24 protein-coding genes and 1 pseudogene are annotated in these 25698 nt (G+C 72.5%); 14 read left to right on the forward strand and 11 right to left on the reverse strand.

The features are described 5' to 3' along the window. Positions 1-35 precede the first annotated feature (35 nt). Positions 36-2531, reverse strand: a complete 2496-nt coding sequence (locus tag P3T41_RS17120; protein ID WP_280690869.1) for a DEAD/DEAH box helicase — start codon at positions 2529-2531, stop codon at positions 36-38. Between the two features lie 106 nt (positions 2532-2637). On the opposite strand from P3T41_RS17120, the gene P3T41_RS17125 reads away from it, so the two are divergent. Then, the gene (locus P3T41_RS17125) at positions 2638-3819 is read left to right on the forward strand and encodes an 8-amino-7-oxononanoate synthase (protein ID WP_280690733.1); all 1182 of its coding nucleotides are present in this window, start codon (positions 2638-2640) and stop codon (positions 3817-3819) included. Between the two features lie 478 nt (positions 3820-4297). Here the strand turns inward: P3T41_RS17125 and P3T41_RS17130 are convergent, their stop codons facing one another. After that, on the reverse strand, positions 4298-5455 hold the full coding sequence (locus P3T41_RS17130; RefSeq protein ID WP_280690734.1) for an MFS transporter: 1158 nt from the start codon (positions 5453-5455) through the stop codon (positions 4298-4300). A 294-nt stretch (positions 5456-5749) separates the two neighbouring features. On the opposite strand from P3T41_RS17130, the gene P3T41_RS17135 reads away from it, so the two are divergent. Further along, positions 5750-6523 carry an enoyl-CoA hydratase-related protein gene (locus P3T41_RS17135; protein WP_280690735.1) on the forward strand — a complete coding sequence of 258 codons (774 nt, stop codon included), beginning with the start codon at positions 5750-5752 and terminating at the stop codon, positions 6521-6523. A gap of 33 nt (positions 6524-6556) precedes the next feature. On the opposite strand, the gene P3T41_RS17140 is transcribed toward P3T41_RS17135, so the two are convergent. Next, complete coding sequence (locus P3T41_RS17140) at positions 6557-7210, reverse strand: GNAT family N-acetyltransferase (protein WP_280690736.1); 654 nt, start codon at positions 7208-7210, stop codon at positions 6557-6559. A gap of 234 nt (positions 7211-7444) precedes the next feature. Here P3T41_RS17140 and tdh point away from each other — a divergent pair, with 234 nt between their 5' ends. The 4 genes from tdh to P3T41_RS17160 all read left to right on the forward strand — a co-directional run bounded on the left by tdh (position 7445) and on the right by P3T41_RS17160 (position 11609). Beyond that, the gene (gene tdh, locus P3T41_RS17145) at positions 7445-8476 is read left to right on the forward strand and encodes an L-threonine 3-dehydrogenase (protein WP_280690737.1); all 1032 of its coding nucleotides are present in this window, start codon (positions 7445-7447) and stop codon (positions 8474-8476) included. An 8-nt stretch (positions 8477-8484) separates the two neighbouring features. Further along, the gene (locus P3T41_RS17150) at positions 8485-9678 is read left to right on the forward strand and encodes a glycine C-acetyltransferase (protein ID WP_280690738.1); all 1194 of its coding nucleotides are present in this window, start codon (positions 8485-8487) and stop codon (positions 9676-9678) included. 73 nt (positions 9679-9751) lie between these two features. Continuing rightward, complete coding sequence (locus P3T41_RS17155) at positions 9752-10663, forward strand: LysR family transcriptional regulator (RefSeq protein WP_280690739.1); 912 nt, start codon at positions 9752-9754, stop codon at positions 10661-10663. A 55-nt stretch (positions 10664-10718) separates the two neighbouring features. After that, entirely contained in the window at positions 10719-11609 is an 891-nt protein-coding gene (locus P3T41_RS17160; protein ID WP_280690870.1) for a Gfo/Idh/MocA family oxidoreductase, read from the forward strand. 6 nt (positions 11610-11615) lie between these two features. Here P3T41_RS17160 and P3T41_RS17165 read toward each other — a convergent pair whose 3' ends face one another. Genes P3T41_RS17165 through P3T41_RS17185 form a run of 5 tightly spaced genes read right to left on the reverse strand, consistent with a single transcriptional unit; the run spans position 11616 to position 16024 of the window. After that, positions 11616-13076 (reverse strand): cytochrome P450, encoded by a 1461-nt coding sequence (locus P3T41_RS17165; protein ID WP_280690740.1) that lies wholly within the window; start codon positions 13074-13076, stop codon positions 11616-11618. Positions 13077-13088: 12 nt separating this feature from the next. Then, positions 13089-13724, reverse strand: a complete 636-nt coding sequence (locus tag P3T41_RS17170) for an ATP/GTP-binding protein (protein ID WP_280690741.1) — start codon at positions 13722-13724, stop codon at positions 13089-13091. Beyond that, positions 13705-14064, reverse strand: a complete 360-nt coding sequence (locus tag P3T41_RS17175; protein ID WP_280690742.1) for a DUF742 domain-containing protein — start codon at positions 14062-14064, stop codon at positions 13705-13707. The genes P3T41_RS17170 and P3T41_RS17175 overlap by 20 nt, the downstream gene beginning before the upstream one ends. Further along, positions 14061-14468: a roadblock/LC7 domain-containing protein gene (locus P3T41_RS17180; RefSeq protein WP_280690743.1), complete on the reverse strand. Its 408-nt coding sequence runs from the start codon at positions 14466-14468 to the stop codon at positions 14061-14063. Before P3T41_RS17180 ends, P3T41_RS17175 begins: the two co-directional genes overlap by 4 nt. Then, the gene (locus tag P3T41_RS17185; protein ID WP_280690744.1) at positions 14465-16024 is read right to left on the reverse strand and encodes an ATP-binding protein; all 1560 of its coding nucleotides are present in this window, start codon (positions 16022-16024) and stop codon (positions 14465-14467) included. Before P3T41_RS17185 ends, P3T41_RS17180 begins: the two co-directional genes overlap by 4 nt. Before the next feature lie 556 nt (positions 16025-16580). Here P3T41_RS17185 and P3T41_RS17190 point away from each other — a divergent pair. Beyond that, a pseudogene (locus P3T41_RS17190) lies at positions 16581-16739 on the forward strand (VOC family protein); the annotation flags it as partial. Between the two features lie 58 nt (positions 16740-16797). Continuing rightward, entirely contained in the window at positions 16798-16929 is a 132-nt protein-coding gene (locus P3T41_RS17195; RefSeq protein ID WP_280690745.1) for a hypothetical protein, read from the forward strand. A 57-nt stretch (positions 16930-16986) separates the two neighbouring features. Here the strand turns inward: P3T41_RS17195 and P3T41_RS17200 are convergent, their stop codons facing one another. After that, on the reverse strand, positions 16987-17610 hold the full coding sequence (locus P3T41_RS17200) for a hypothetical protein (RefSeq protein WP_280690746.1): 624 nt from the start codon (positions 17608-17610) through the stop codon (positions 16987-16989). 363 nt (positions 17611-17973) lie between these two features. On the opposite strand from P3T41_RS17200, the gene P3T41_RS17205 reads away from it, so the two are divergent. Then, a complete protein-coding gene (locus P3T41_RS17205; protein ID WP_280690747.1) occupies positions 17974-18783 on the forward strand; it encodes a Clp protease N-terminal domain-containing protein in 810 nt (269 codons plus the stop codon). 187 nt (positions 18784-18970) lie between these two features. Here the strand turns inward: P3T41_RS17205 and P3T41_RS17210 are convergent, their stop codons facing one another. Next, complete coding sequence (locus P3T41_RS17210) at positions 18971-19702, reverse strand: SDR family oxidoreductase (protein WP_280690748.1); 732 nt, start codon at positions 19700-19702, stop codon at positions 18971-18973. A gap of 95 nt (positions 19703-19797) precedes the next feature. On the opposite strand from P3T41_RS17210, the gene P3T41_RS17215 reads away from it, so the two are divergent. The 3 genes from P3T41_RS17215 (at position 19798) to P3T41_RS17225 (ending at position 21828) form a co-directional block, all read left to right on the forward strand. Next, positions 19798-20646, forward strand: a complete 849-nt coding sequence (locus P3T41_RS17215; RefSeq protein ID WP_280690749.1) for a LysR family transcriptional regulator — start codon at positions 19798-19800, stop codon at positions 20644-20646. Positions 20647-20719: 73 nt separating this feature from the next. Beyond that, positions 20720-21145 (forward strand): VOC family protein, encoded by a 426-nt coding sequence (locus P3T41_RS17220; protein ID WP_280690750.1) that lies wholly within the window; start codon positions 20720-20722, stop codon positions 21143-21145. Positions 21146-21381: 236 nt separating this feature from the next. Next, positions 21382-21828, forward strand: coding sequence for a DUF4231 domain-containing protein (locus P3T41_RS17225; protein WP_280690751.1), 447 nt, complete (start codon positions 21382-21384; stop codon positions 21826-21828). Here the strand turns inward: P3T41_RS17225 and P3T41_RS17230 are convergent. After that, the gene (locus tag P3T41_RS17230; RefSeq protein WP_280690752.1) at positions 21717-22106 is read right to left on the reverse strand and encodes a S1 RNA-binding domain-containing protein; all 390 of its coding nucleotides are present in this window, start codon (positions 22104-22106) and stop codon (positions 21717-21719) included. The two genes, P3T41_RS17225 and P3T41_RS17230, sit on opposite strands and share 112 nt — an antisense overlap. Before the next feature lie 70 nt (positions 22107-22176). On the opposite strand from P3T41_RS17230, the gene P3T41_RS17235 reads away from it, so the two are divergent. Both P3T41_RS17235 and P3T41_RS17240 read left to right on the forward strand, forming a co-directional pair. Then, the gene (locus P3T41_RS17235) at positions 22177-23943 is read left to right on the forward strand and encodes a DUF1446 domain-containing protein (protein ID WP_280690753.1); all 1767 of its coding nucleotides are present in this window, start codon (positions 22177-22179) and stop codon (positions 23941-23943) included. After that, a complete protein-coding gene (locus P3T41_RS17240) occupies positions 23940-25538 on the forward strand; it encodes a carboxyl transferase domain-containing protein (protein WP_280690754.1) in 1599 nt (532 codons plus the stop codon). Before P3T41_RS17235 ends, P3T41_RS17240 begins: the two co-directional genes overlap by 4 nt. Positions 25539-25698 lie beyond the last annotated feature (160 nt).

Raw genomic sequence — 25698 nt, forward strand, 5'->3', positions numbered from 1 at the left:
AAGGGTGTCGGGAGCTGACGCACCGTCAGCTCGGCTCAGCCCAGCCGGTCCACCGCCGTGACCCGCAGCACGGCCCGGCCCTCGGCGTCCGAGCCGTGCAGGTCGACCTCGGCGCTGATGCCCCAGTCGTGGTCGTCCGCCGGGTCGTCGAAGATCTGCCGCACCCGCCAGATGCCGTCCGCCTCGTCCTCCTCGATCAGCAGCATCTTGGGACCGCGCGCGTCCGGACCGGTGCCCAGGTCGTCGTGCTCCTCGTAGTAGGCGTCCAGCGCGTCCGCCCAGCGGTCCGCGTCCCAGCCGTACTCGCCGTCCAACTCGCCCAGCGCGTCGTAGTGTTCGAGTGCGGACAGCTCCACCCGGCGGAACATCTCGTTGCGCACCAGGACCCGGAAGGCCCGCTCGTTGGCCGTGACCGGCAGCGGCTTGCCCTCCAGCTCGCGTTCCTCCTCGGCCTCTTCGGTCGGGTTGGCGAGCTGCTCCCACTCGTCCAGCAGGCTGGAGTCGACCTGGCGGACCAGCTCGCCCAGCCAGGCGATCACGTCCTTGAGCGACTCGGTCTTGCTGTCCTCGGGGACGGTCTGCTCCAAGGCCTTGTAGGCGCCGGCCAGGTAGCGCAGCACGATGCCCTCGGTGCGGGCCAGATCGTAGTGGCCGACGTAGTCCACGAAGGTCATCGCACGCTCGAACAGGTCGCGCACCACGGACTTGGGCGCCAACTGGTAGTCGCCGATCCACGGGTGGGCCTGGCGGTAGACCTCGTAGGCGTGGTTCAGCAGCTCTTCCAGCGGCTTCGGATAGGTCACCTCCTGCAGGCGCTCCATCCGCTCCTCGTACTCGATCCCGTCCCGCTTCATCTCGCCGATCGCCTCGCCGCGCGCCTTGTTCTGCTGCGCGGCCAGGATCTGGCGCGGGTCGTCCAGGGTCGCCTCGACCACCGAGACCATGTCCATGGCGTAGCTCGGCGACTCCGGGTCGAGCAGCTCGAAGGCGGCCAGGGCGAAGGTGGAGAGTGGCTGGTTGAGCGCGAAGTTCTCCTGGAGGTCCACGGTCAGCCGCACGATCCGGCCCTCGGCGTCCGGCTCCGCCAGCCGCTCCACCACGCCGCCGGCCAGCAGCGAGCGGTAGATGGCGATCGCCGAGCGGATGTGCCGGCGCTGGGCACCGCGCTCCTCGTGGTTGTCGGTGAGCAGGTGCCGCATCGCCTCGAAGGCGTTGCCCGGGCGGCCGATCACCGCGAGCAGCATCGCGTGGCTGACCTTGAACCGGGAGACCAGCGGCTCCGGTTCGGCCGCGATCAGCCGCTCGAAGGTCTCCTCGGTCCAGCCGACGAAACCTTCCGGCGCCTTCTTGCGCACCACCTTGCGCTTCTTCTTCGGGTCGTCGCCCGCCTTGGCCAGCGCCTTGTCGTTCTCCACCACGTGGTCGGGCGCCTGGGCGATCACCTGGCCCACCGTGTCGAAGCCGGCCCGGCCCGCGCGCCCGGCGATCTGGTGGAACTCCCGGGCCCGCAGCACCCGGACCTTGACCCCGTCGTACTTGGAGAGCGCGGTGAACAGCACCGTGCGGATCGGCACGTTGACGCCGACGCCCAGCGTGTCGGTACCGCAGATCACCTTCAGCAGACCGGCCTGCGCCAGCCGCTCGACCAGCCGGCGGTACTTGGGCAGCATGCCCGCGTGGTGCACGCCGATCCCGTGCCGGACGAACCGGGAGAGGTTGCGGCCGAACTTGGTGGTGAAGCGGAAGTTGCCGATCAGCGCGGCGATGGCGTCCTTCTCCGCCTTCGAGCACATGTTGATGCTCATCAGCGACTGGGCTCGCTCCACCGCCTCCTTCTGGGTGAAGTGCACGACGTAGACCGGGGCCTGACCGGTCGTCAGCAGCTCTTCCAGGGTGTCGTGCAGGGTGGTGCGCTTGTACTCGTAGAAGAGCGGCACCGGACGGGTGGTGGAGCGCACCACCGTGGTCGGCTTGCCGGTGCGCCGGGTCAGGTCCGCCTCGAAGCGGCGGACGTCGCCCAGGGTGGCCGACATCAGCAGGAACTGCGCCTGCGGCAGCTCCAGGATCGGGATCTGCCAGGCCCAGCCGCGGTCCGGCTCGGCGTAGAAGTGGAACTCGTCCATCACCACCTGGCCGATGTCGGCCCTGGCGCCGTCCCGCAGCGCGATGTTCGCCAGCACCTCGGCGGTGCAGCAGATGATCGGCGCGGTCGGGTTGACGCTCGCGTCGCCGGTCATCATGCCGACCTGCTCGGTGCCGAAGATCTTGCACAGGTCGAAGAACTTCTCCGAGACCAGCGCCTTGATCGGAGCGGTGTAGAAGGTCCGCTTGCCCTCGGCCAGCGCCGCGAAGTGCGCACCCGCCGCCACCAGCGACTTGCCCGATCCGGTGGGGGTCGCCAGGATCACGTTGGCGCCGGTGAACAGCTCGATCAGCGCCTCCTCCTGGGCGGGGTAGAGCGTGATGCCCCGCTCCTCGGCCCACGCGGCGAAGGTGGTGTACAGCGCGTCGGCGTCGGCGGGCTTGGGCATCAGGTCAAGGAGGGTCACCGGCCCACCCTACCGTTCACCTGCGAGGTCCCCGGTGTGCGCGGGGGCACGTTGCCCGGTCCGGGCAGCCCGTGCCAGGCTGCCGCCCATGATCCAGCAACCCGTCGCGGCCACCCGCCCGGCCGCGCCCGCCGCCGTCTTCGACTGGCTCGACGAGGCCGCCGAGCTGCGCGCCCGCGCCGGGCTCACCCGCACCCTGCGCAGCCGCCCCGACCAGGACCCGGTGCTCGATCTGGCGAGCAACGACTACCTGGGCCTCACCCATCACCCCGAGGTGACCCGGGCCGCCGCCGAGGCGGCGCTGCGTTGGGGTGGCGGATCCACCGGGTCCCGGCTGGTCACCGGCACCACCGAGCTGCACACCGAGCTGGAAGTCGAGCTGGCCGACTTCTACGGCGTGGAGGCCGCGCTGGTCTTCTCCTCCGGCTACGCCGCCAACCTGGCCGCACTCACGGCGCTGACCGACCCGGACACGCTGATCGTCTCCGACGCCTACAACCACGCCTCGCTGATCGACGGTTGCCGGCTCTCCCGGGCCGCCGTGCACCGGGCCCCGCACGCCGACCCGGCCGCGGTCGCCGCGGTGCTCGACGACCGGGTCCAGCCGCGCGCTCTGGTGGTCAGCGACAGCGTCTTCTCGGTGGACGGCAACGCGGCCCCGCTGCCCGCGCTGGCCGCCGCCGCCCGCGCGTACGGCGCGGCGCTGCTGGTGGACGACGCGCACGGGCTCGGCGTGCTCGGCCCGGGCGGTCGCGGCGCGCTGGCGGCCGCCGGGCTCGCGGGGGAGCCGGACGTGGTCGCCACCGCGACGCTCTCCAAGTCGCTGGGCTCGCAGGGCGGCGTGGTGCTCGGGCCGCGCCGGGTGATCAGGCACCTGATCGAGACGGCCCGCACCTTCATCTTCGACACCGGGCTGGCCCCGGCCGCCGTCGGTGCGGCGCTCGGCGCGCTGCGCCTGCTGCGCGCCGAGCCGCACCGCGCCGAGCGCGCCCGCGAGGTCGCCCACACCCTGGCCGCCCGCCTCACCGCCGCCGGCCTGCTGGCCAGCACCCCGGACGCCGCCGTGGTCTCGGTCCGCGCCCCGGGCCCCGAGCAGGCCCTCGCCTGGGCCACCGCCTGCCGCACCGCGGGCCTCGCGGTGGGCTGCTTCCGCCCGCCGTCCGTGCCGGACGGGTTCTCGCGCCTGCGGCTGACCGCCCGGGCGGACCTGACGGATGCTCAGATCGACCTGGCAGTCCGCACTTTGGTCGCGACGGCGGCGGCGAACTGACGCGGGGCCGCCCGGGGGCGGCGCGCGGAGCCGGCAGACCGGTCGTTGGCCGCGACGGCGGCGGTGAACTTGCACGGGCCGCCCGGGGCCGGCGTGCGGACCTGGCCGTCCCCGGGCGGGCGGGCGGACTTGGTGGTCCCCGGGCGGGACGGCGCGCGGACCTGGTGGTCCCCGGGCGGGCTGGCGTGCGGTCCTGACCGTCCCCGGGCGGGACGGCGTGCGGGCCCGGTGGTCCCCGGGCGGGACGGCGTGCGGACCTGGCCGCCCCCGGGCGGGACGGCGTGCGGACCTGGTGGTCCCCGGGTGGGCCGGCGTGCGGGCCTGGCCGTCCCCGGGTGGGCCGGCGTGCGGACCTGACCGTCCCCGGGTCGGCCGGCGTGCGGGCCCGGTGGTCCGCACCTGATCGCGGCCGCACCGGCGCGCTGGCGCAGGCCGTCTGGGGCAAGCGCGGCCGGCGTGCGGCACGTCTGACGGTTGATCAGATCGACCTGGCAGCCCGCACCTTGACCACGACCGCAGCGGCGAACCGACGCAGGCCGCCCGAGGACAGAGCGACCACCGCCAGCGGTGCGGCCACGCAGCCGAAGCAGAGGGCGGCCGGCAGTCGGTCCGCCAGTGGTCCGGTGGCCGCCAGGCCCAGCGTGGAGCCGGCGTTGAACGCGGTGTTCACCCAGCTCCCCGCCCTGGTCCGGTGCTCCGGTGCCGACCGTTGGTCGGCCAGCACGTAGGCCGTGGCCAGGGTCGGGCTGACGAAGAGTCCGGTCAGTGCGACGCCCACGGCCAGCGCGCCGAGCCCGCCCGCCCACAGCGCGCAGCCGGTCAGTGCGAGAACGCCGGCGAGGCCGGCCGCCATCACCGCCAGCCGCGCCGCCACCGGGCGGCGCCAGCGGACCGCCCCGTGGGCCAGGCCGCCGATCGCGCTGCCCGTGGCCAGGGCCGCCTCCAGCCAGGCGAGGACGCCGGCCTGCCCCCGCGCACCGACCGCGACCACCAGCAGCAGGCTGAGGCCACCCAGTGCGGCGCCGAGCGCGGCGGCCACGGCGACCGGCCGCCCGATCCCGCGTACCCGCCCCATCCCGCCCGCCGGTCGGGCTCCCGCAGGTACGGGTGCCGGCGCGAGCTTCGCCAGGCACAGCGTTCCGGTGACCACCAGCGCCGCGCTGAGCAGCAGCCCCGCAGGGCCGCCGAGCAGCCCCACCAGCAACGGGCCGCCGACGTAGAGCAGTTCCTCCGCCACCACGTCCAGGCTGTAGGCGCGCTCCAACAGCCCCTGGCCGTCCAGCAGTTCGCTCCAACGGGCGCGCAGCACCGGCCCGAGCGGGGGAGCGAGGGCGCCGGCCGCGGTCGCCAGCGTGAGCAGCGCGGGCCGGCCGGGCACCACCGCGAGCGCGAGCAGGGTCGCGCCGTAGAGCAGAGCCAGCACCGGCAGCACCCGCCGCGCGCCGTGCCGGTCGATCAGCCCGGCGCGCACCGGCGCCAGCGCGGCGCAGGTCAGGCCGAACAGGGCGAGCACCTCGCCCACCGCGGCGTAGGAGCCGGTGCGGTGCTGGACGGTGAGCACCAGCGCGAGCGAGACGGTGCCGTAGGAGAGCCGCCCGACCAGGGCGGCGGCGAACACGGACGCGACGCCGGGCACGCGCAGCAGCGCCCGGTAGCGGGACGAAGACGTGGGCGAAGGCGTGGGCGAAGGCGTGGATGTAGACGTGGATGTGGACACGGACGAAGACATGAGAGTTCCTCAGGACAGTTGCGAGGCCAAGGGGACGCCGAAGGACCGCACCGGGAGGACGTCACCGATGCGGTCGCGGGCGGGGTCTATGCCAAGAGGAGGAACACACCCTGAACCATAGCGGTACGGGGCCAGCTAGTGTCAGGGTTTACGGTCGTTAACCACCCTGGCGTTAACACCCCTGGACCTGGAGGACCTCCCATGACCCGGTTCGTCACCCTGGACGTCGCGGACGCCGTCGGCACCATCCGGCTGGCCCGCCCGCCGATGAACGCGCTGGACATCGCCATGCAGGACCAGTTGCGCGAGGTCGCCCAGGAGGCCACCGAGCGCGGCGACGTGCGTGCGGTGGTGATCTGGGGCGGCGAGAAGGTCTTCGCGGCCGGCGCGGACATCAAGGAGATGCAGCGCATGTCGTACACCGACATGGTGGCCCGCGGTGGCGCGCTGCAGGAGGCGTTCACCGCCGTGGCGCGGATCCCCAAGCCGGTGGTGGCCGCCGTGACCGGCTACGCGCTGGGCGGCGGCTGCGAGTTGGCGCTCTGCGCCGACATCCGGATCGTGGCCGAGAACGCCAAGCTCGGCCAGCCGGAGATCCTGCTCGGCCTGATCCCCGGCGCCGGCGGCACCCAGCGGCTGGCCCGGCTGGTCGGCCCGTCGAAGGCGAAGGAGCTGATCTTCACGGGCCGTCAGGTCCGCGCCGAGGAGGCGCTGCGGATCGGCCTGGCCGACCAGGTGGTCCCGGCCGAGGAGGTCTACCAGACCGCACTCGACTGGGCCGGCAAGCTCGCCGCCGGACCGGCCTGGGCGCTGCGCGCGGCCAAGGAGGCGGTGGACCGCGGCCTGGAGAGCGACCTCGACACCGGCCTGGCCCTGGAACGCTCGCTCTTCGCCGGCCTGTTCGCCACCGAGGACCGCGAGATCGGCATGCGCAGCTTCGTCGAGGACGGCCCGGGCAAGGCCAAGTTCAACTGAGACCGACCCGCCGAGCCGCTGCCCGGCCGCTGCTCAGCCGAGGCTGAGCAGCAGTTCGGCGCCCACCGGCCGGTAGCCCGCCGCCTGGAAGGCCCGCACGCTGGTCGCGTTGCCCGGCGCCTGCTGGGCCCAGACCACGTCGCCCGCGGGCACCAGGTGGCGGGCGCTGACCCCCAGCGCCCGCCCCAGGCCGCGCCCGCGTGCGGCGGCGTCCACCTCGATCGCCGCCTCCCAGCGCCCGGCCACCCCGCGCCCGAGCACCAGCACCCCGCCGGGCACCGTCCAGACCCGCACGCCGTCGCGGAAGCGCAGCGCCCGCACCACCCGGGGGTGCTCGCGGTCCTCGATCTCCACCAGCGGCAGCGGCGGCTCGCCCTGCAGGCGATCGGCCACCGTGACCAGGTCGACGTTGCCGATCACCCGCCCGGTGCGGGTCGCGAAGGCGGTCAGGAAGGCGGGGCTGAGCGGGGCCGCCAGGGGGTCGGTGGTCACCTTCGCCAGCTCCGCGCGCACCCACCCCGGCTCCTCGTCGGTGAAGACCACCGCGTGCGCGCTGAACGAGAGCACCCCGGCGGTGCGCGCAGCCGGCTGCGGCACCACGGTCAACCCGCCGTCCGAGGGCGGGAAGACACCCCGCGCCGCATCGTCCAGAAGGTCGGCCAGCGTGCACTGCTGAATGCTCGTCATACGAGGAAGCCTAACGATCTCCGCCGGTCGGCAGCTCCCCCTAACGGGTGAGGACCGGCATGGTGCCGGGCGGCCCCGGCGCAGCTCGGGCACGATCGTGAAGCCCAGCTGTCGCCGCCGTTAAGAATTCCTCGATGGACCACGCCCCCTCCCACCAGGCACATTGCTCGTGCCCGGCGCGGAATGGCGCCGTTGCCGGGCCCCCCTCTCGTTACACCGTCAGGAGCCGCAGTCGTGAAGGCACTCGTCAAGAAGCAGGCCGAGCCCGGACTGTGGCTGACCGATGTCCCGGAGCCGGAGATCGGCCCCGCCGACGTGCTGATCAAGGTGCTGCGCACCGGCATCTGCGGCACCGACCTGCACATCCGCAAGTGGGACGGCTGGGCGCAGCAGACCATCCGCACCCCGATGACCATCGGCCACGAGTTCGTCGGCGAGGTCGTCGCGCTCGGTCCGGCGGTCGCCGACATCAACGTGGGCGACCTGGTCAGCGGCGAGGGCCACCTGGTCTGCGGCAAGTGCCGCAACTGCCTGGCCGGGCGCCGCCACCTGTGCCGCAACACGATCGGCCTGGGCGTCAACCGGGACGGCGCGTTCGCCGAGTACGTCGCGCTGCCCGCCTCCAACGTCTGGGTGCACCGGGTGCCGGTCGACCTCGACGTGGCGGCGATCTTCGACCCGTTCGGCAACGCCGTGCACACCGCGCTCTCCTTCCCGCTGGTCGGCGAGGACGTGCTGGTCACCGGCGCGGGCCCGATCGGCATCATGGCGGCGGCCGTCGCCAAGCACGCCGGCGCCCGGCACGTGATGATCACTGACGTCAGCCCGTACCGCCTGGACCTGGCCCGTAAGATCGGCGTCTCGCTGGCCCTGGACGTCTCGCAGCACACCATCGAGGAGGGCCAGCAGAAGCTCGGCCTGCGCGAGGGCTTCGACGTCGGACTGGAGATGTCGGGCCGCCCCGAGGCGCTGCGCTCGATGATCGACAACCTGACGCACGGTGGCAAGATCGCCATGCTCGGCCTGCCCGCCGAGGACTTCTCGATCGACTGGGCGAAGGTGGTCACCTCGATGATCACCATCAAGGGCATCTACGGCCGCGAGATGTTCGAGACCTGGTACGCGATGTCGGTGCTGCTGGAGGGCGGGCTCGACCTGATCCCGGTGATCACCGGGCGGTACGCCGCGCAGGACTTCGAGGCCGCGTTCGACGAAGCGGCGAGCGGCCGCTGCGGCAAGATCATTCTCGACTGGACCTCTCTCTAGGAGCCCCTGTGTTCGACTCCGTACGCGAAGACGTCGCCGCCACCCTGGACGAGATCCGCGACGCCGGCCTGTTCAAGCCGGAGCGGGTGATCGGCAGCCCGCAGAGCGCCGCCGTCACGGTCACCGGCGGCGGCCGGGCCGGCGAGGTGCTGAACTTCTGCGCCAACAACTACCTGGGCCTGGCCGACCACCCCGCCGTGGTCGCCGCCGCCAAGGACGCGCTGGACCGCTGGGGCTACGGCATGGCCTCGGTCCGCTTCATCTGCGGCACCCAGGACGTGCACAAGGAGCTGGAGGCGCGGCTGTCGAGCTTCCTCGGCCAGGAGGACACGATCCTCTACTCCTCCTGCTTCGACGCCAACGGCGGCGTCTTCGAGACCCTGCTGGACGAGCGCGACGCCGTCATCTCCGACGCGCTCAACCACGCGAGCATCATCGACGGCATCCGGCTCTGCAAGGCCACCCGCAAGCGGTACGCCAACCGCGACCTGGCCGAGCTGGAGCAGTGCCTGAAGGAGACCCAGGACGCCCGTCGCCGCCTGATCGTCACCGATGGCGTCTTCTCGATGGACGGCTACGTCGCCCCGCTGCGCGAGATCTGCGACCTGGCCGACCGCTACGACGCGATGGTGATGGTCGACGACTCGCACGCGGTCGGCTTCGTCGGCCCCGGCGGCCGCGGCACCCCCGAGCTGCACGGCGTGATGGACCGGGTCGACATCATCACCGGCACCCTGGGCAAGGCGCTCGGCGGCGCCTCCGGTGGCTACGTCGCGGCCCGCCGCGAGATCGTCGCGCTGCTGCGCCAGCGCTCGCGTCCGTACCTGTTCTCCAACTCGCTCGCCCCGGTGATCGCGGCCGCCTCGCTGACCGTGCTCGACCTGCTGGAGACCTCGCACGAGCTGCGCGAGCGGCTGCGCGCCAACACCGCGCTGTTCCGCTCGAAGATGACCGAGGCGGGCTTCGAGATCCTGCCCGGCGACCACGCGATCGCCCCGGTGATGATCGGCGACGCTGCCAAGGCCGGCAAGCTCGCCGAGCTGCTGCTGGAGCGCGGGGTGTACGTGATCGGGTTCTCCTTCCCGGTCGTCCCGCACGGCCAGGCCCGGATCCGGGTGCAGCTCTCGGCGGCCCACTCCACCGAGGACGTCGAGCGCGCCGTCGCGGCGTTCATCGACGCCCGGGCGGCCCTGGAGAGCTGACCGGGCGCGTTGTTCATCGGGCCCCGCCCGGCAGGCGGGAGGAATCGCTGATCAACGCTGGCAGAATTGAGGCGTGATCGACGCCAGACGCCTGCGGACCCTGCGTGCCGTGGCGGACCACCGAACGGTGACCGCCGCGGCCGCCGCGCTCTACCTGACCCCCTCGGCGGTCTCCCAGCAGCTGGCCGCCCTCGAACAGGAGACCGGTCACGCGCTGCTCGCCAGGGACGGGCGCGGGGTGCGCCTGACCGCGGCCGGCGAGATCCTGCTCGGCCACGCCGATGCCGTGCTGGCCCAGCTCGAACGCGCCGAGGCGGACCTCGCGGCGTACGCGACCGGCGCGCACGGCCAGGTCACCGTGGCCTCCTTCGCCACCGGCATCGCGCTGGTGCTGGCCCCGGCGATCGGCTCGCTCGCCGAGAGCGCGCCGGGCGTGCGGCTCAAGGTGCTGGACGCTGAGGGCGACGCCAGCCTGCCGATGGTGCTCGACGGGCAGGCCGACCTCGCGGTCGCGGTCGAGTACCGCGGCGCACCGCGGGCCGACGCCCAGCGGCTGGCCCGATTCCCGCTCTACGCCGAGCCCTTCGAGGCGGTGCTGCCACTGGACCACCGGCTGGCCGGGCGGCCCGGCCCGGTGGCGATGGCCGACCTGGCCGCCGAGCCGTGGATCGGCCCCTACCCCGGCAACCCCTGCCACGACGTGGTGCTGCTCGCCTGCGAGCACGCCGGGTTCACGCCGCGCCTGGTGCACTCCTCCGACAACTTCAGCGCGGTGGTCGCGCTCGCCTCGGCCGGGGCCGGTGTGGCGCTGGTCCCGCGCTCGGCGCTGCTCGGCGTCGACCTTTCGCGGGTCGCGGTCCGCGCGGTGGACAGCGACCTGGCCACCCGCAAGGTCTTCGCCGCCGTGCGCGGCGGCGCGGAGCGGCACCCGCTGATCCGCCCCGTGCTCGGCGCCTTGGAGAAGGCGGCGGCGGAGCTGGGCTGACCTTCGGCCACCGCTACCAACCCCCAGCTACCCACAGGAGCGACCGTTGACCACCCTGCCCGTCGCGGTGATCGGCCTGGGCGACATTGCCCAGAAGGCCTACCTGCCGGTGCTCGCCGCCGAACCCGGCCTGGACCTGCGGCTGATGACCCGGGACCGGGCCAAGCTCGACCGGATCGGCGACGCCTACCGGATCCCGGCCCGCTACACCGACCTGGACGCGCTGATCGCCGACGGCCCACGTGCCGCGTTCGTGCACGCCGCCACCGACCAGCACGTCGCGATCGCCGAGCGGCTGCTGACGGCGGGCATCGACGTCTACGTGGACAAGCCGCTCGACTACCGGCTGGACGGGGCCCGCCGCCTCACCGAACTCGCCGACCGGCTGGGCCGCTCGCTGCTGGTCGGCTTCAACCGCCGCTACGCGCCCGCCTATGTGCAGGCCAAGGAGCGCCCGCGCGATCTGATCATCCTGCAGAAGAACCGCGAGGGGCTGCCCGAGGCGGCCCGCACCCTGGTGCTCGACGACTTCATCCACGTGGTGGACACCCTGCGCTTCCTGGTCCCCGGCGAGATCGAGCACGTCGACGTCCGTTCACGCAGCCGGGACGGCCTGCTCGAGCACCTGGTGCTGACCCTCGCGGGCGACGGCTTCACCGCGCTGGGCGTGATGAACCGGGTGAGCGGCTCGTCCGAGGAGGTGCTGGAGGTGGCGGGCGCCGACGCCAAGCGCACGGTGGTCAACCTGGCCGAGGTGATCGACCACCGTGGCCAGCCCACCGTGCGCCGCCGCGGCGACTGGGTCCCGGTGGCCCGCCAGCGCGGCATCGAGCAGATCGTGCACACCTTCCTGGACGCGGTCCGCGCCGGGCGCCGGCTGGACGCCCAGGACGCGCTGCGCACGCATGAGTTGTGCGAGCTGATCGTGGAGCGGGTGGGGGACTAGGGCCTGTCAGCGCCGGAACCTCCCGATCAGGACGTCCCACCAACTGCGTCGCTGCCGGGGGATGGTGGCGGTGGCGGCCGGGCCGGCAGCGGGCGCGGTCGGCACCGTCGGATCGGGCTGCGGGGTGGCGGGCATCGCGGGCGGCGTCGCCGGCGGTGTGGTGGGCGCGGTACCTTCGGCGACCGGCGCCTCCTCCTCGGACTTCCGCCGCGGCGTGAAGCGCACCGGCAGCTCGACCAGGTGCCGCGAGATCCAGGCCGAGGTCCAGGTCAACTCGGCCTCGGGAATAGCGAGTTGGAGGTCCGGCAGGCGGGTCAGCAGGATGTCGATGCCGGTCTCCACGATGGCCCGGCCGATGTCCTGGCCGGGGCACTCGTGCGGGCCGCTGCCGAACGCCAGGTGGGAGCGGTTGCCGTAGAGCGGCTCCGACAGGTCGGGACGGACGGCCGGGTCGACGTTGCCGGCCGCGAGGCCGAGCAGGAGCATGTCGCCCGCCTTGATCTGCTGTCCGCCGAGTTCGGTGTCGCCGGTGGCCCAGCGGCCCGCGACCAGCGACATCGGCGGGGAGTCCCAGAGCACCTGGTCCAGGGCGTCGGGCAGGGTCATGTGGCCGCCGGACAGGTGGGCGCGGAACCGCCGGTCGGTGAGGACGAGCTTCAGGGTGTCCGCGATCAGGTTGACGGTCGTCTCGTTCGCGGCGAGCAGCACCACCCGCAGGTGCTCCAGCACCTCGTCGTCGGTGAGCCCGGCGTTGTGCTGCATCAGCCAGGACACGAGATCTGCGCCCGGCGCCACGCGCTTGCGCTCCATCATCCGGCGCAGCGTCGCCACGACGTAGTCGTTGCTCGCGACGGCCGTCTCGGTGCCCTTCATCAAGTCCCGGGCGGCGTCGACCAGTCGGGGCCCGTACTCCTCGGGCATCCCGACCACCTGGGTCATCACGAGCATCGGCAGGTGCTCGGCGAACTGGGCCACCAGCTCGGCCTGGCCGCTGGGTCCGAAGTCCTGGATCAGCTGGTCGGTGAAGCGGGTGACGTAGCGGCGGATCCCGCGCCGGTCGAAGCGGTCCAGGCTCTCGGTGACCGCTCCGCGCAGGCGCTTCTGCTCCTCGCCGTCCGCGAACACGCACAGCGGCTGCCAGGCGATCACCGGCATCAGCGGCGAGTCCGGGGTGACCAGGCCCTGCTGGAACGCCGTCCAGCGGCGGGAGTCCCGGGAGAACCGGGAGGGCGTACGCATGGCGGTGAGGTTCGCGGAGTGGCCGAGGATCAGCCAGGCCGGGAGGTCGCCGTGCAGCAGCACGGGCGCCACCTCGCCGTGCTCGGCGCGCAGTTTCTCGTACAGGCCCGCCGGGTCGGCTTCGGCCTCAGGCCCGTAGAGCCGCCGGAGGCCGTGGGCGCCGAGCCCGTGGGCCGGGCAGCCGGGAGGCGGAGTGAGGGAGGCGTCGTCATGGAACGGGGTCGTCACGGTATCTCCGGGTCAGCGGGAGGCGGGCATCGTGGTCGGTGGCGGCGGTGCCGAGAGGTCGTACAGGTAGCGCATCAAGGCCATCAGGACGTCCCGGCCGGATTCGCGGCTCCGGGCGTCGCACGCGACGATCGGCACCTCGGGGGGCAGGTCCAGGGCGGCCCGCAGTTCCTCGGTCGGGTGGGTCGGCGACTCGGGGAAGGTGTTGGCAGCGACGACGAAGGGCACGCCGCGGTCCTCCAGCCGCCCGATCACGTCGAAGCTGACTTCGAGCCGGCGGGTGTCGACCAGCACGACCGCACCGAGGGCTCCCTCGAACAGGCCGTTCCAGAGGAACCAGAACCGCTCCTGCCCGGGAGTGCCGAACACGTACAGCACCAGTTCGTCGCTGATGCTGATCCGGCCGAAGTCCATCGCGACCGTGGTGGAGGTCTTGCGTTCGACCCCGGCGGTGTCGTCGACGCTCGCTCCGGCCTGCGTCATCGTCTCCTCGGTGGTCAGCGGGCGGATCTCGCTCACGGAGCCGACCAGCGTCGTCTTGCCGACGCCGAAGCCGCCCACGATCACCACCTTGACCGCCATGGTGGCCGAGGCCGGGAGCAGGTCCGCGCCCTGCGGCCCCACCACCTCAGAGCTTCTGAAGTCCATGCATCACCGCCTCCAACAGGGCAATGTCGGGCAGGACCGCTCGTGGGACGCAGGCCCGGGCCTCGATCCGTTCCTCGGTCAGGAGGTCCGCCAACAGCACGGTGACCGCGCTCACCGGCAGCCGCAGGTAGGCGGAGACCTCGGCCACGGACAGCGGCGAGCCGCAGATCCGCAGGATCGCCGCGTGCTCCGGCTGCATCGTGGGTGTCGGCTCCGAGCGGGAGACGACCAGGGTGACCAGGTCGAACGTGGTCTGCTCGGTCAGACCGCTGCGGCCGCGCGTGATCACGTAGAGCCGTTCGGGATTGTCTGCGCCCCAGCCCTGGTCGGCTGCACTCATGCGACCTGCTCGCTGTTGCGCGGAGACGTGCTGAGGTGTTCGCCGATCCGGGCGACCAGGTCCCGCATCCGCTGGCCCATCAGGCCGGCGTCGACTCCCTCGTCGGCGAGCACCGCGAGGAAGGCCCGGGCGCCGGCCGCCATCAAGTAGAAGAAGCCGCCGCCCATTTCGATCACGACCAGCCGCATCCGGCCGTCGCCGTGCGGGAACTCGTGCCCCACCGCGGCAGCCAGGCTCTGCAGGCCGGCGCAGGCGGCGGCGAGGCGGTCGGCGGTGTCGGTCTCGGTGCCGTGCTGGGCCATCCGCAGGCCGTCGGCGGAGAGCACGACGACGTTGCGGATGTGCGGGACGTCGTCCGCCAGCTCCTTGAGCATCCAGTCCATGTTGGCCTGCTGCTTAATCACTGCTCACCTTTCCCTGCCGACTCTTCACTGGTGTAGTCGGCCGCACCGGTGGACGGCGCGTGGCCGTTCACCCCTTCGTGGAACGCGGCCAGCCACATACCCGGCTGTACCGGCACCTCGGCCGACTCGGGGACCTTGGCGGCCGCGGGAGCGCTCATCCGGGAGGGTGCGGCGTGACGGCGGCGCTGCGGCAGGCCGTTCGAGGTCCGCTCCGTCACGATGGGCAGCTCGCTGTCCGCCGGGCTCGCCGCCGCGACGGCCCCCCGGGAGGACCCGAAGGACGACCCCGCGGCGGAAGCGGCTACCGTCCTCGACCCCCACGGTCGCGCTCCGCCCGCCGACCGGGGAGCAGGGGCCGTCGCCGGCAGGGGGCTGCCGGTGACGCCGATGCCGTGGGCCCGGCCGATGGCGGGCGCCGTGGTGATGAGCTCCTGCGGCACGATCAGCACGGCACGCACGCCGCCGTAGGCGGAGGGGCGCAGCGAGACCTGGAAGCCGTACGCCTGCGCGAGCCGGCCGACCACGGCCAGGCCGAGCCGGGGGGACTCGCCGAGGTCGTTGAGGTCGATGCCGGCCTGGGCCTCCCTGAGCATCCGTTCGGCGCGGGCGCGGCCCTCCTCGCTCAGGCTCAGACCACCGTCCTCGATCTCGATCGCGATACCGGTCTGCACCTCCACCGCGGTCAGGTGCACGTTGGTCTGCGGCGGGGAGTAGCGGGTGGCGTTGTCCAGCAGTTCCGCGAGCGCGTGGATGAGCGGCTCGACGGCGGGTCCGACCACGGCGACCTCGGACACCGGGTGCAGTTCCACCCGCCGGTAGTCCAGGATTCGCGAGATGCCACCGCGCAGCACGCTGTACAGCGGCACCGACCTGCTCCACTGCCGACCAGGGCGGGCGCCGCCGAGGACGGCGATGCTGTCCGCGAGGCGGCCGATCAGCGCGTTGCCGTGGTCCAGCCGCAGCAGGTCGTCGAAGACGGCCGGGTCGTTGCCGTGCCGGTCCTCCATCTCGCGCAGGTCCTGGGCCTGCCGGTGGACGATCGCCTGCACCCGGCGGGCGATGTTCACGAAGGCCCGCTGGGCGGACTCGTGCATGCCCTCCTCGGCGTCCACGGCCTCCAGGACGGTACGCAGCACGGCCTGTCGGGCGGCCTGGAACTCCAGGCCGACGACGGGGTCGTGGGACTCGTACGTCTTCAGTACGTCCTCGATGAACTCGCCGCGCTTGAGCCGGGCGACCGCCTCGGGCAGCGTGACCTTGGCCAGGTGGACCGTTTCGACCTCCTGCCGGGCCAGTCGACGGCGCAGCTCGCTCTCCTGCCGGGTGTACCGCTCGCGCAGGTTCGCCAGCGCACGCCCCCGGCGCGCGGCCTCGGCGGCCACCACGGCCACCGCCGCGGTGCCCACCAGCCCGCACCAGACGACTCCCGCGCGGGCGCCGGCGGAGGTCACCGATGCGGCGACGACAGCGACGGCCGCCGTCACGACCGTTGGCAGGAACCACACGAGAACGGGAGCGGAGCGCCGGCCTCCAGGTGACGATCCAGCACGAAGCATCAGCATCCTCAACGATCGAAGGAGTAGGGAAGGGCGGGCGAGGGCCGGCCTCGGCGGCACGGGGGCTGGGTTGCGGATGAGGACAGCTTTTCTGACAAGCCATCAACAACACTGCCCTATGGCTGACTTAGTGCCTTTCTACCGGATATGTCACGCATCTCGCACACCGGCGGAAGGCGTCCGGACGGGGCTCTAGCTCCGCCGGCCGGGGGTGGGTGCAGGCACCAGGCTGCCCCGTCCTGGGCTTGTCGTACCGGCGCCCGGGCCCAGTTCGCTCAAGAGAGGGGATTCCCTGGGAATATGCCATGTGCATCGGAGGAACCGTGGTACGGGCGTCGCTGATCGTGCGGGTCGGTGTGCCGCCCGTCTGTGCCGAGCCGAAGCCGGGACACCGTGTTCCGGGGGAGACTTGAGCGGCCCGGGCACGGCGAACCAGCCTGCCTGGCACGGCATCGCGTGCCGGTCACCGGCCGGTCGCCGGCATGGCGAGGCATGGAGAGGCATGGGGAGGCGTGGCGAGGCATGGAGAGGCATGGGGAGGCAGGGAGGTGCCCGTGCACGGATCCGGCCGGCGGGCGTCACCTACTACGCCGACCCGCACCTGAAGCAGCCGGGCGAGATCAACCATCACCACGGCGGGCGCGGCGTCCACTTCCTTGACCCGGCCGGCGACGGTACGGAGGTCATCACCCGCGACGGCGGTAACCAGGCATGACGAAGGCCGGCCCGGGCAGCCGCCCGGGCCGGCCTTCGTCATGCCAGAGCCGGTAGCCGTGTCCTCCAACTCGTGGTGGAAGAGCGAGGAGCCTTCCGAATCCTCGTCCGCGCTGCGCGAGATGGGCCGCCGACGCGCAGACGTCCTCGCCCGCCGAGCGGCCTTGGTGGCGGCGCTGGCGGGCGAGTGACGGTCAGTCAGGTGGATCCGGTCAGGCGGATCGATCGGTCACGATGATCGGCCGACCTCAGGACGCCGACGGCGAGGCGGACGGCGCGGCCGAGCTGCCGTCCGTGGGCGCCCCGGACGGAGCGCCGGAGGGGCGGGCCGGGAGCAGCGGCGCGCAGGTCTTGTAAGCGGCCGCCGTGGTCGGGTCGGCGGTGTTGAGGCCGCGCAGGCCGCTGCCGGCGCCGCTGGTCGGCAGGGTCACGCCGTGGTCCTTCAGGCAGCTGGCGAACGCCTGCATCGCGGTGCTGTTGAGGCCGCCCTTGCCGCCTTGCCCGCCCTGCGGGCGCAGCGAGGCGCAGGCCTGCATCGCGGCCTGCCGGGCCGGGTCGGGCGAGGCGCCACCGCCGAATCCGCCACCGCCGTACCCGCCGCCGTAGCCTCCGCCGCCGCCCGGGCTGCCGCTCGGCCGTCCGCTCGGGCGCCCGCCCGGCCGGCCGGAGGGCAGCGTGACACCGTGCTGCTGCAGGCAGGCGGTGTATGCGGCCATCTCCTGCGAGCGGCTGCCCGAGGCGCTGGCCGACGGTGCGGCGGAGCTCGCCGAGGAGGAGGCGGTCGTGTTGGAGGACGAGGAGCAGCCGGTGAGCAGCAGGCCGGCGGCCAGCAGGGCGGCGGCGCCGACGGTGCGGATGGTGGTCCGGGACAAGGGCCGGTGCCTCCTGGTTCGGTGCGGGACGAGCGCTTGGCGCCGCTGGCGCAGCGGGGGCTGGGCGCCAGCGGCATCCTCGACTCAACAGCACCGTCGTTTAGGAAAGCTGGGCCATCCTGGGAGCTTCCCGTAACCCGTCGACCCCGGTCCGTCGGCGATGGCTTGCCCAGGCGGCGTCTATTTCCCGTTTTCCGCCGTTCTGTCCCCGCCGAATCTGAGAGTGTCGCTCATCGACCTCCCAGGTTCTTCGAAGCCGAACCAAGCCGAACCTTTGCCCTGGGCATGGGGTTATATCCCTATGCCCCCAGTAGGGGTACAACTGAGGCATCCGAACCGCATCCGCTGCTGGAGGCGTCAGTCATGCCCAAGATCAACGTCTATCTGCCCGACGAACTGGCCGAGGCGGTCAAGGAGGCCGGACTGTCGGTCTCGCCGATCTGCCAGCGGGCGCTGGAGCAGGCCGTCCGCAGGGTCACCGCGATCCGCGAGGCCGTCGCGCACGACCTCGGCGACCTGGGCGAGTCCGGCGGCCTCGCCCGCTTCACCGCCCGCGCCCGCACGGTCCTGCGGTTGGCCGCCGAGCGAGCCGCAGCGGAGGGTTCGCCGAACGTCGGCACCGGCCACCTGCTGGCCGGGCTCCTCGCGGAAGGCGGCAACCTCGCCCTCCAGGTGCTCGGCGTCCTGGAGATCAGTGCCGAGCAGCTCACCGAGGCGCTGGCCCACGCCGAACTGGGCGGGGAGGCGGGCGGCCGCTCGAGCACGGCGGTCGCAGCCGGCGTCGGTGCGAGCCAAGGCAGCGGGCCGGCGGTCCCGGCGCTGCGGCTCAGCGGCCCGGCGGCGGACGCGGTGGAGTCGACGGTCAACGAGGCGGCCGGGCTCGGCCACAACTACGTCGGCTGCGAGCATCTGCTGCTCGGCCTGGTCACCGAGTCCGACGGTGTGGGCGGTCGCCTGCTGCGCGAGGCCGGCGCCGAGCAGCGGCTGACCCGGCGCGCCGTCGCGGCGGCCCTGGCCGGTTACGTCCACCTGCGCGCCAACCAGCCGCCGCAGGCCGAGCAGCCGGCGTCGCCCCAGCCCTCGACGGAGCAACTGCAGGCGCTGGCCGCCTTCGTCCGGCGCGAGCTGCAGCCGCTGGTGGAGCGGATCGAGCGGCTCGAGGCGCGCGGCTGACGCTCACTCGGGCCCACCATCGCGGTCGGGGCGGCTTCCCGTCGCCCTCCCGGAGGCGGAGATCTCGCGCCCGGATGCCGCCTACGGTGGCTGTCATGGCAGACGAAGACGCGCCGGCCGCGCGGCTCACCCGTTCGAGACGCGCGGGCGAAGCCGCCGCACTCGGCGGCTGATCACCGCGTGCACCTCACCAGGGCACCTCGCCGGCGTCCTCGAAGAACTTGCCGGTCGGGCCGTCGTCGGGCAGGGTCGCGAGCTTGATGGCGATCGCCGCGCCCTGTTCGGGGGTTCGCACGCCGCGGAAGCCGTTGAGGTCGGTCGCGACGTAGCCGGGACAGGCGGCGTTGATCAGGATGTTCGAGCCGCTCAGCTCCCGGGTGTACTGGAGCGTGACAGCGTTCAGGAAGGTCTTCGACGGCGCGTACGCCACGGCCACCGGACCCGTCGTCAGCTCGGCGGCGGTTCCGGACTGCCGGGTGAGGGAGCCGACGCTGCTGGACATGTTCACGATCCGCGGTGAGGCGGAGCGGCGCAGCAGCGGCAGCATCGCGTTGGTGACGCGGATGACGCCGATCACGTTGGTCTCCACGACCGTTCGGATGGTGGCGGGATCGACCCGGGTGGGCTCCTGCGGCATGCCGCCGGTGATGGCGGCGTTGTTGACGAGCACGTCGAGGCGCCCGGCCTTCTCCTCGATCAGCTGTGCGGCGGCGGTCACGCTCGCGTCGTCGGTCACGTCCAGCGGTACGCCGAAGGCGTCGACGCCGGCCGCGCGCAGCCGCTCCACCGCGGCCTCACGGCGCTGGTCGTCTCGGGCGCCGACGCCGACGCTCCAGCCGAGGGCGCCCAGGCCCACGGCGATCTCGTAGCCAATTCCCTTGTTCGCGCCGGTGATCAGCGCAATCGTTCGTTCGCTCATGGGGACCATGCTGCCCGCGGACCCCGCCGGGGGTCCAAGACCGATCGGGTGGTCGACGATACCGTCCGGGTATTGATCCGGGGTAGCGTGGTTCCATGGAGACCCGGGAACTGCGGTACTTCGTCGCCGTCGCCGAGGAGTTGCACTTCGGGCGCGCCGCACAGCGGCTCGGGATCGCGCAGCCGCCCTTGTCGCGGGCCATCCAGCAGCTCGAACGCCGGCTCGGGGCAGCGCTGCTGGATCGGACCAGCCGCACTGTCACGCTGACCGAGGCCGGCTCGGTGCTGCTGGTCGAGGGCCGGGCAGCGCTCGACGCGGTCGACGCCGCTGAGCGCCGGACCCGCCGCGCAGCCCTGTCCCTGACCGGCCGTCCCGGCCTGGCCCTGGTCACGAAGGCCAGCGCGTCCAGCGAACTGCTGGCCAAACTGCTCGACGCGTACGCCGCCGAACCCGACGCGGTCCCCATCGAGGTCATCCTGTGCGGCCCGGCCGAGCAGCAACGACTGCTGCGAGAGGGCCGGGCCGACGTGGCGCTGCTGCACCGGCCGTTCGACTCGACGGCCGGGTTCCACACCGAGGAACTCAGCACGGAGGGCCAAGTCGTGGTCCTGCCGGCCGGGCATCCGCTCACCGCACGGGCCCATCTGCACATGGCCGACATCACCGGGCTGCCGGGCCTGCCCCTGCCACGCTGGCCCGCCCCCGACGGCACCTACCCGCCCGGCCCCGGCCCGCAGGTCCGCGACCACGCGCAGTTGTTGCAACTCGTCGCGCTCGGCCGTGCCTGCGCGGTCTCACCGGAGTCGTGCCGATCCCAACTGCACGGTGACCTCGCCGCGGTGCCCGTGCTGGACGCGCCGACCGTCACCACCGTGATCGCCTGGCCACCGCACAGCCGGTCCAGAGCCGTCGCCGACCTCGTCCGGACTGCGACCCGTCTCTAGTCGTCGGGTTTCGGACGGGAGCGTCGAGCGCCAATCCCATGCCAGGCCGACCTCGGCCCGTAGCCTGTGCCACGTGAACGTTCTCTTCGTCACGAGCGTGGCGGTTGTCACGGCTGACCCACCGCAGAGCCGCAAGCTGTTCATCGACACCCTCGGCCTCCCGCTGGAGGGCGAAGGCGATGGCTACTACTCCAGCGGAAGCATCCCCGGCAGCAAGCACTTCGGCGTGTGGCCGCTCTCGCAGGCGGCAGAGGCGTGCTTCGGCACACCGGAGTGGCCCGCCGATCGGTTGGCCCCCCAGGCCTCGATCGAGTTCGAGGTGGAGGACGCCGAAGCCGTCGCAGCGGCAGGCGGCGAGCTTCAGCGCGCGGGCTTCGAGCTGTTGCACGCGGCCCGCACAGAGCCGTGGGGTCAGACGGTGGCCAGACTCCTCACGGAGGATGGCTTGATCGTCGGTATCTCCTACGCTCCGTCGCTTCACGGCAAAGCCCCTGCCTGAGCGCCCGAGCCGCGCGCGAGAGCAGCATGACGGACGCGCCCGCCGCCCAGATCCCCGCCACGAGTGGGCGGTGGAACAGGAGGCGTAGATCCCGGCTTCGGTAGGCAGGGTTCGCCGTCGACCGCACAGTCCTGCGGCGTGAGACCCTACGGTCGGGAGTCGCGGGGGTGTCGCGCGCTGGGAGTGATGGGGGCGAAATGGGATCGAGCGGGCATGTGGGAGCGGGGCTGGCTCCGATGGAGACTGCTGGTCACCTCCTGGAGAAGATCCGGCAGGGCAACGCATACGCGCGAAGCAGGAAGAAGCGTTTTCGCCTGGCCTCCTCGGCGTTGAAGGTGCTGACGCTCTCGCTGTCCGCCGCCTCAACGATCATCCTCGGCTTGCAGAGCCTGAACCTCTGGGCCGGCTTGGCCTTCGCCTTCGTGGCACTGGTCACCCTGCTGGGGGCCGTCGAATCGTTCTTCAACTGGAGATCGCGCTGGGTGTTGATGGAGGAGACACAGCACCGGTTCCGGCGTCTCGCTGATGACCTCGAGTACCTCATCGCGTCAACGCCCACTGCCAATCTCACCTACGACCGGCTCCAGCCGATCTTCGATGAATACCAGAGTGTATGGGCGCACCTGAGTGAGCGTTGGCTGCAGGAGCGCCGCACGCTGACCTCCCCCTCCGAGAGCCAATGAGCCATCGGCTCCCTGGTACCAGCGGATGCAGGTGGCGATGGCCACCGTGGATCGAGCTGTGACTGGGTCTCGATCGGCTCGTCAGTCAGCTCTGAGAGGTGCAGGAACCCCACAACGTCGGGAGCAAGCTGCACGAACACGCCAAAAGGAACGACCTTGGTGATCGGCCCGGTGAGGACCCGGCCGACCTGATCCGCAAACCGAATGAGTGGATCTTCCTGCAGAGCCTTCAACGAGAGCGGGCCGAGGGTCCTGGCGGCGAAAAAACAAGCACGCACGATTGCTTTTTTTCGGCCGCTGACCCATCCTCAGTACCGACCCCGCCAGCGCGATCGAAGAGGTCCCCGCATGCCGCGCCCCGGATCGGTACCCGACGCCACGTCCGCGCCCGCCCCTGCCGTCGTCCCTGCACCCGTCGCCGCTCCGTTGCGGATCGGCAACGCCTCCGGCTTCTACGGCGACCGCTTCGCCGCCGTGCGCGAGATGCTCACGGGTGGGCCGCTGGACGTGCTCACCGGCGACTACCTGGCCGAGTTGACCATGCTGATCCTGGCCCGTGACCGGCTGAAGGACCCCAAGCTCGGCTACGCCAAGGTGTTCCTGCGCCAGTTGGAGGAGTGCCTGGGGCTGGCGGTCGATCGCGGGGTCCGGATCGTGGTCAACGCCGGTGGCCTCAACCCGGGTCAACTCGCCGTTCGAACAGCCGAGTTGGCCGACCGCCTGGGCATCCCGCTGCGAGTGGCCCAGGTGACCGGGGACGACCTGCTGGAGCGGGCCGGCGAGTTCACCCGACCCACCGGACTGCTCGCGGCCAACGCCTACCTCGGCGCCTGGGGCATCGCGGAGTGCCTGCGGGACGGGGCCGACCTGGTGGTCACCGGGCGGGTCACCGACGCCGCGCTGGTGGCCGGCCCGGCGGCGGCCCACTTCGACTGGGGGCCCGAGGATCTGGACGCGCTCGCGGGTGCCGTCGTCGCGGGCCACGTGCTGGAGTGCGGCGCGCAGGCCACCGGCGGCAACTACGCGTTCTTCACCGAGCACGACGTCACCCGCCCCGGCTTCCCGCTCGCCGAACTGCACGCCGACGGCAGCAGCGTGATCACCAAGCACCCGGGCACCGGCGGCGCCGTCACGCTCGGCACGGTCACCGCCCAACTCCTCTACGAGACCGGCGGACCGCGCTACCTCGGCCCGGACGTCACCGCCCGGCTGGACAGCGTGCGGCTCGACCAGGTCGGACCGGACCGGGTGCGGATCAGCGGGGTGCGCGGCGAGGCGCCGCCGCCCACCCTCAAGGTCGGCCTGAACCGGATCGGCGGCTGGCGCAACGAGGTGGTCTTCGTGCTCACCGGGCTGGACATCGAGGCCAAGGCCGCGCTGGTCCGCACCCAGCTGGAGCAGGCGCTCACGCCCGAGCAGCGCCCCGCCGAACTGCGCTGGACGCTGGCCCGTACCGACCAGTCCGACGCGCCCACCGAGCAGCAGGCCAGCGCGCTGCTCCAGCTCACCGTGCGGGACCCGGAGCAGGCCAAGGTGGGCCGTGCGATCTCCGCCGCGGCGGTCGAGCTCGGGCTGGCCGGCTACCCGGGCTTCCACCTCACCGCGCCGCCCGGACCCGGAGCGCCGTACGGCGTCTTCGAATCCGTGCTCCTGGACGCCAAGTCGGTCGAGCACCAGGTGGTGCTGCCCGACGGCACCCGGCGCGTGATCCCGCCGGCCGCCGTCACCGCAACGCCCGTGGCGGCGGTGGAGGCGGAGCTCCCGGCCCCGCTCCCGGCCGGCCCCACCCGCCGCGTCCCGCTCGGCCTGCTGGCCGGCGCGCGCAGCGGCGACAAGGGCGGCGACGCCAACCTCGGCGTCTGGGTCCGCACCGACGAGGCCTGGCGCTGGCTCGCCCACGCCCTGACGGTCGATCGACTCCGCGAACTGCTGCCGGAGACGGCCGACCTGCCGGTCACCCGCCACCTGCTGCCCAATCTGCGGGCCGTCAACTTCGTCATCGAAGGCCTGCTCGGCGAAGGCGTCGGCGCCCAGGTGCGGTTCGACCCGCAGGCCAAGGCCCTGGGGGAGTGGCTGCGCTCCCGTACCCTCGACATCCCGGAGGTCCTGCTGTGACCGTCCTGCCCACCCGGGTGGACCCGGGCTCGGCGGAGCACCGCGCCCATCGCGAGGCGATGCTCGGCAAACTCGACGAACTCGCCGCCGAGCACGCCAAGGCGCTGGCCGGCGGCGGCCCGAAGTACCTGGAGCGGCACCGCGCCCGCGGCAAGCTGCCGGCTCGCGAGCGGATCGAGCTGCTGATCGACCAGGACTCGCCGTTCCTGGAGCTCTCCCCGCTGGCCGCCTGGGGCAGCGAGTACCCGGTCGGCGCCGGCATGGTCACCGGCATCGGGACCATCGAGGGCACCGAGTGCGTGATCACCGCCAACGACCCGACCGTGCGCGGCGGGGCCAGCAATCCGTGGACGCTGCGCAAGGCGCTGCGGGCCAACGAGATCGCGCTGCGCAACCGGCTGCCGCTGGTCAGCCTGGTCGAGTCGGGCGGCGCCGACCTGCCCAGCCAGAAGGAGATCTTCATCCCGGGCGGCGCGCTCTTCCGCGACCTCACCCGGCTCTCCGCCGCCGGCATCCCGACCGTCGCCGTGGTCTTCGGCAACTCCACCGCCGGCGGCGCCTACGTCCCGGGCATGTCCGACCACACGGTGCTGGTCAAGGAGCGCGCCAAGGTGTTCCTCGGCGGCCCGCCGCTGGTCAAGATGGCCACCGGTGAGGAGGCTGACGACGAGTCGCTCGGCGGCGCCGAGATGCACGCCCGGACCTCCGGGCTGGCCGACCACTTCGCCGCCGACGAGCCGGACGCGCTGCGGATCGCCCGCCGGATCGTGTACCGCCTGCACTGGCGCAAGGCCGGCCCGGACCTCGACCCCGCCGCCCCGGCACCGAAGTACGACGAGGAGGAACTGCTCGGCATCGTGCCGAGCGACCTCAAGGTCCCCTTCGACCCGCGCGAGGTGATCGCCCGGATCGTCGACGGCTCCGACTTCGACGAGTTCAAGCCGCGCTACGGCACCAGCCTGACCACCGGCTGGGCCACCCTGCACGGCTACCCGGTCGGGATCCTGGCCAACGCGCAGGGCGTGCTGTTCAGCGCCGAGTCGCAGAAGGCCGCCCAGTTCATCCAGTTGGCCAACCAGCGGGACATCCCGCTGCTCTTCCTGCACAACACCACCGGCTACATGGTGGGCAAGGAGTACGAGCAGGGCGGCATCATCAAGCACGGCGCGATGATGATCAACGCGGTGTCCAACAGCACCGTCCCGCACCTGTCGGTGCTGATGGGCGCCTCCTACGGGGCGGGCCACTACGGCATGTGCGGGCGGGCCTTCGAGCCGCGCTTCCTGTTCGCCTGGCCGAGCGCCAAGTCCGCCGTCATGGGCCCGGCCCAACTCGCCGGTGTGCTCTCGATCGTGGCGCGTCAGTCGGCCGCCGCCAAGGGACAGCCCTACGACGAGGAGGCGGACGCCGCGATCCGCGCCATGGTCGAGCAGCAGATCGAGGCGGAGTCGCTGCCGGCCTTCCTCTCCGGACGGCTCTACGACGACGGCGTGATCGACCCGCGCGACACCCGTACCGTGCTCGGCCTCTGCCTCTCCGCGATCCACAGCGCCCCGGTCCAAGGTGCCCGTGGCTACGGCGTCTTCCGGATGTGAGGGTCTTGAGACCGTCCGGCACATGGTGGGCGGCGTCGCGACGCCCGTGCTGTCGCCTGGACGGCTTCTCCTCAGTCGCCAATGCTCCGCATGGACTCCTTCGTCGGCACCGCCCAGACGCGGCCCGGACGCCGCTCCTTCACCCACCCACCATGTGCCG

This window comes from Kitasatospora sp. GAS204B, from assembly GCF_029892155.1.
Taxonomy (GTDB): Bacteria; Actinomycetota; Actinomycetes; order Streptomycetales; family Streptomycetaceae; genus Kitasatospora.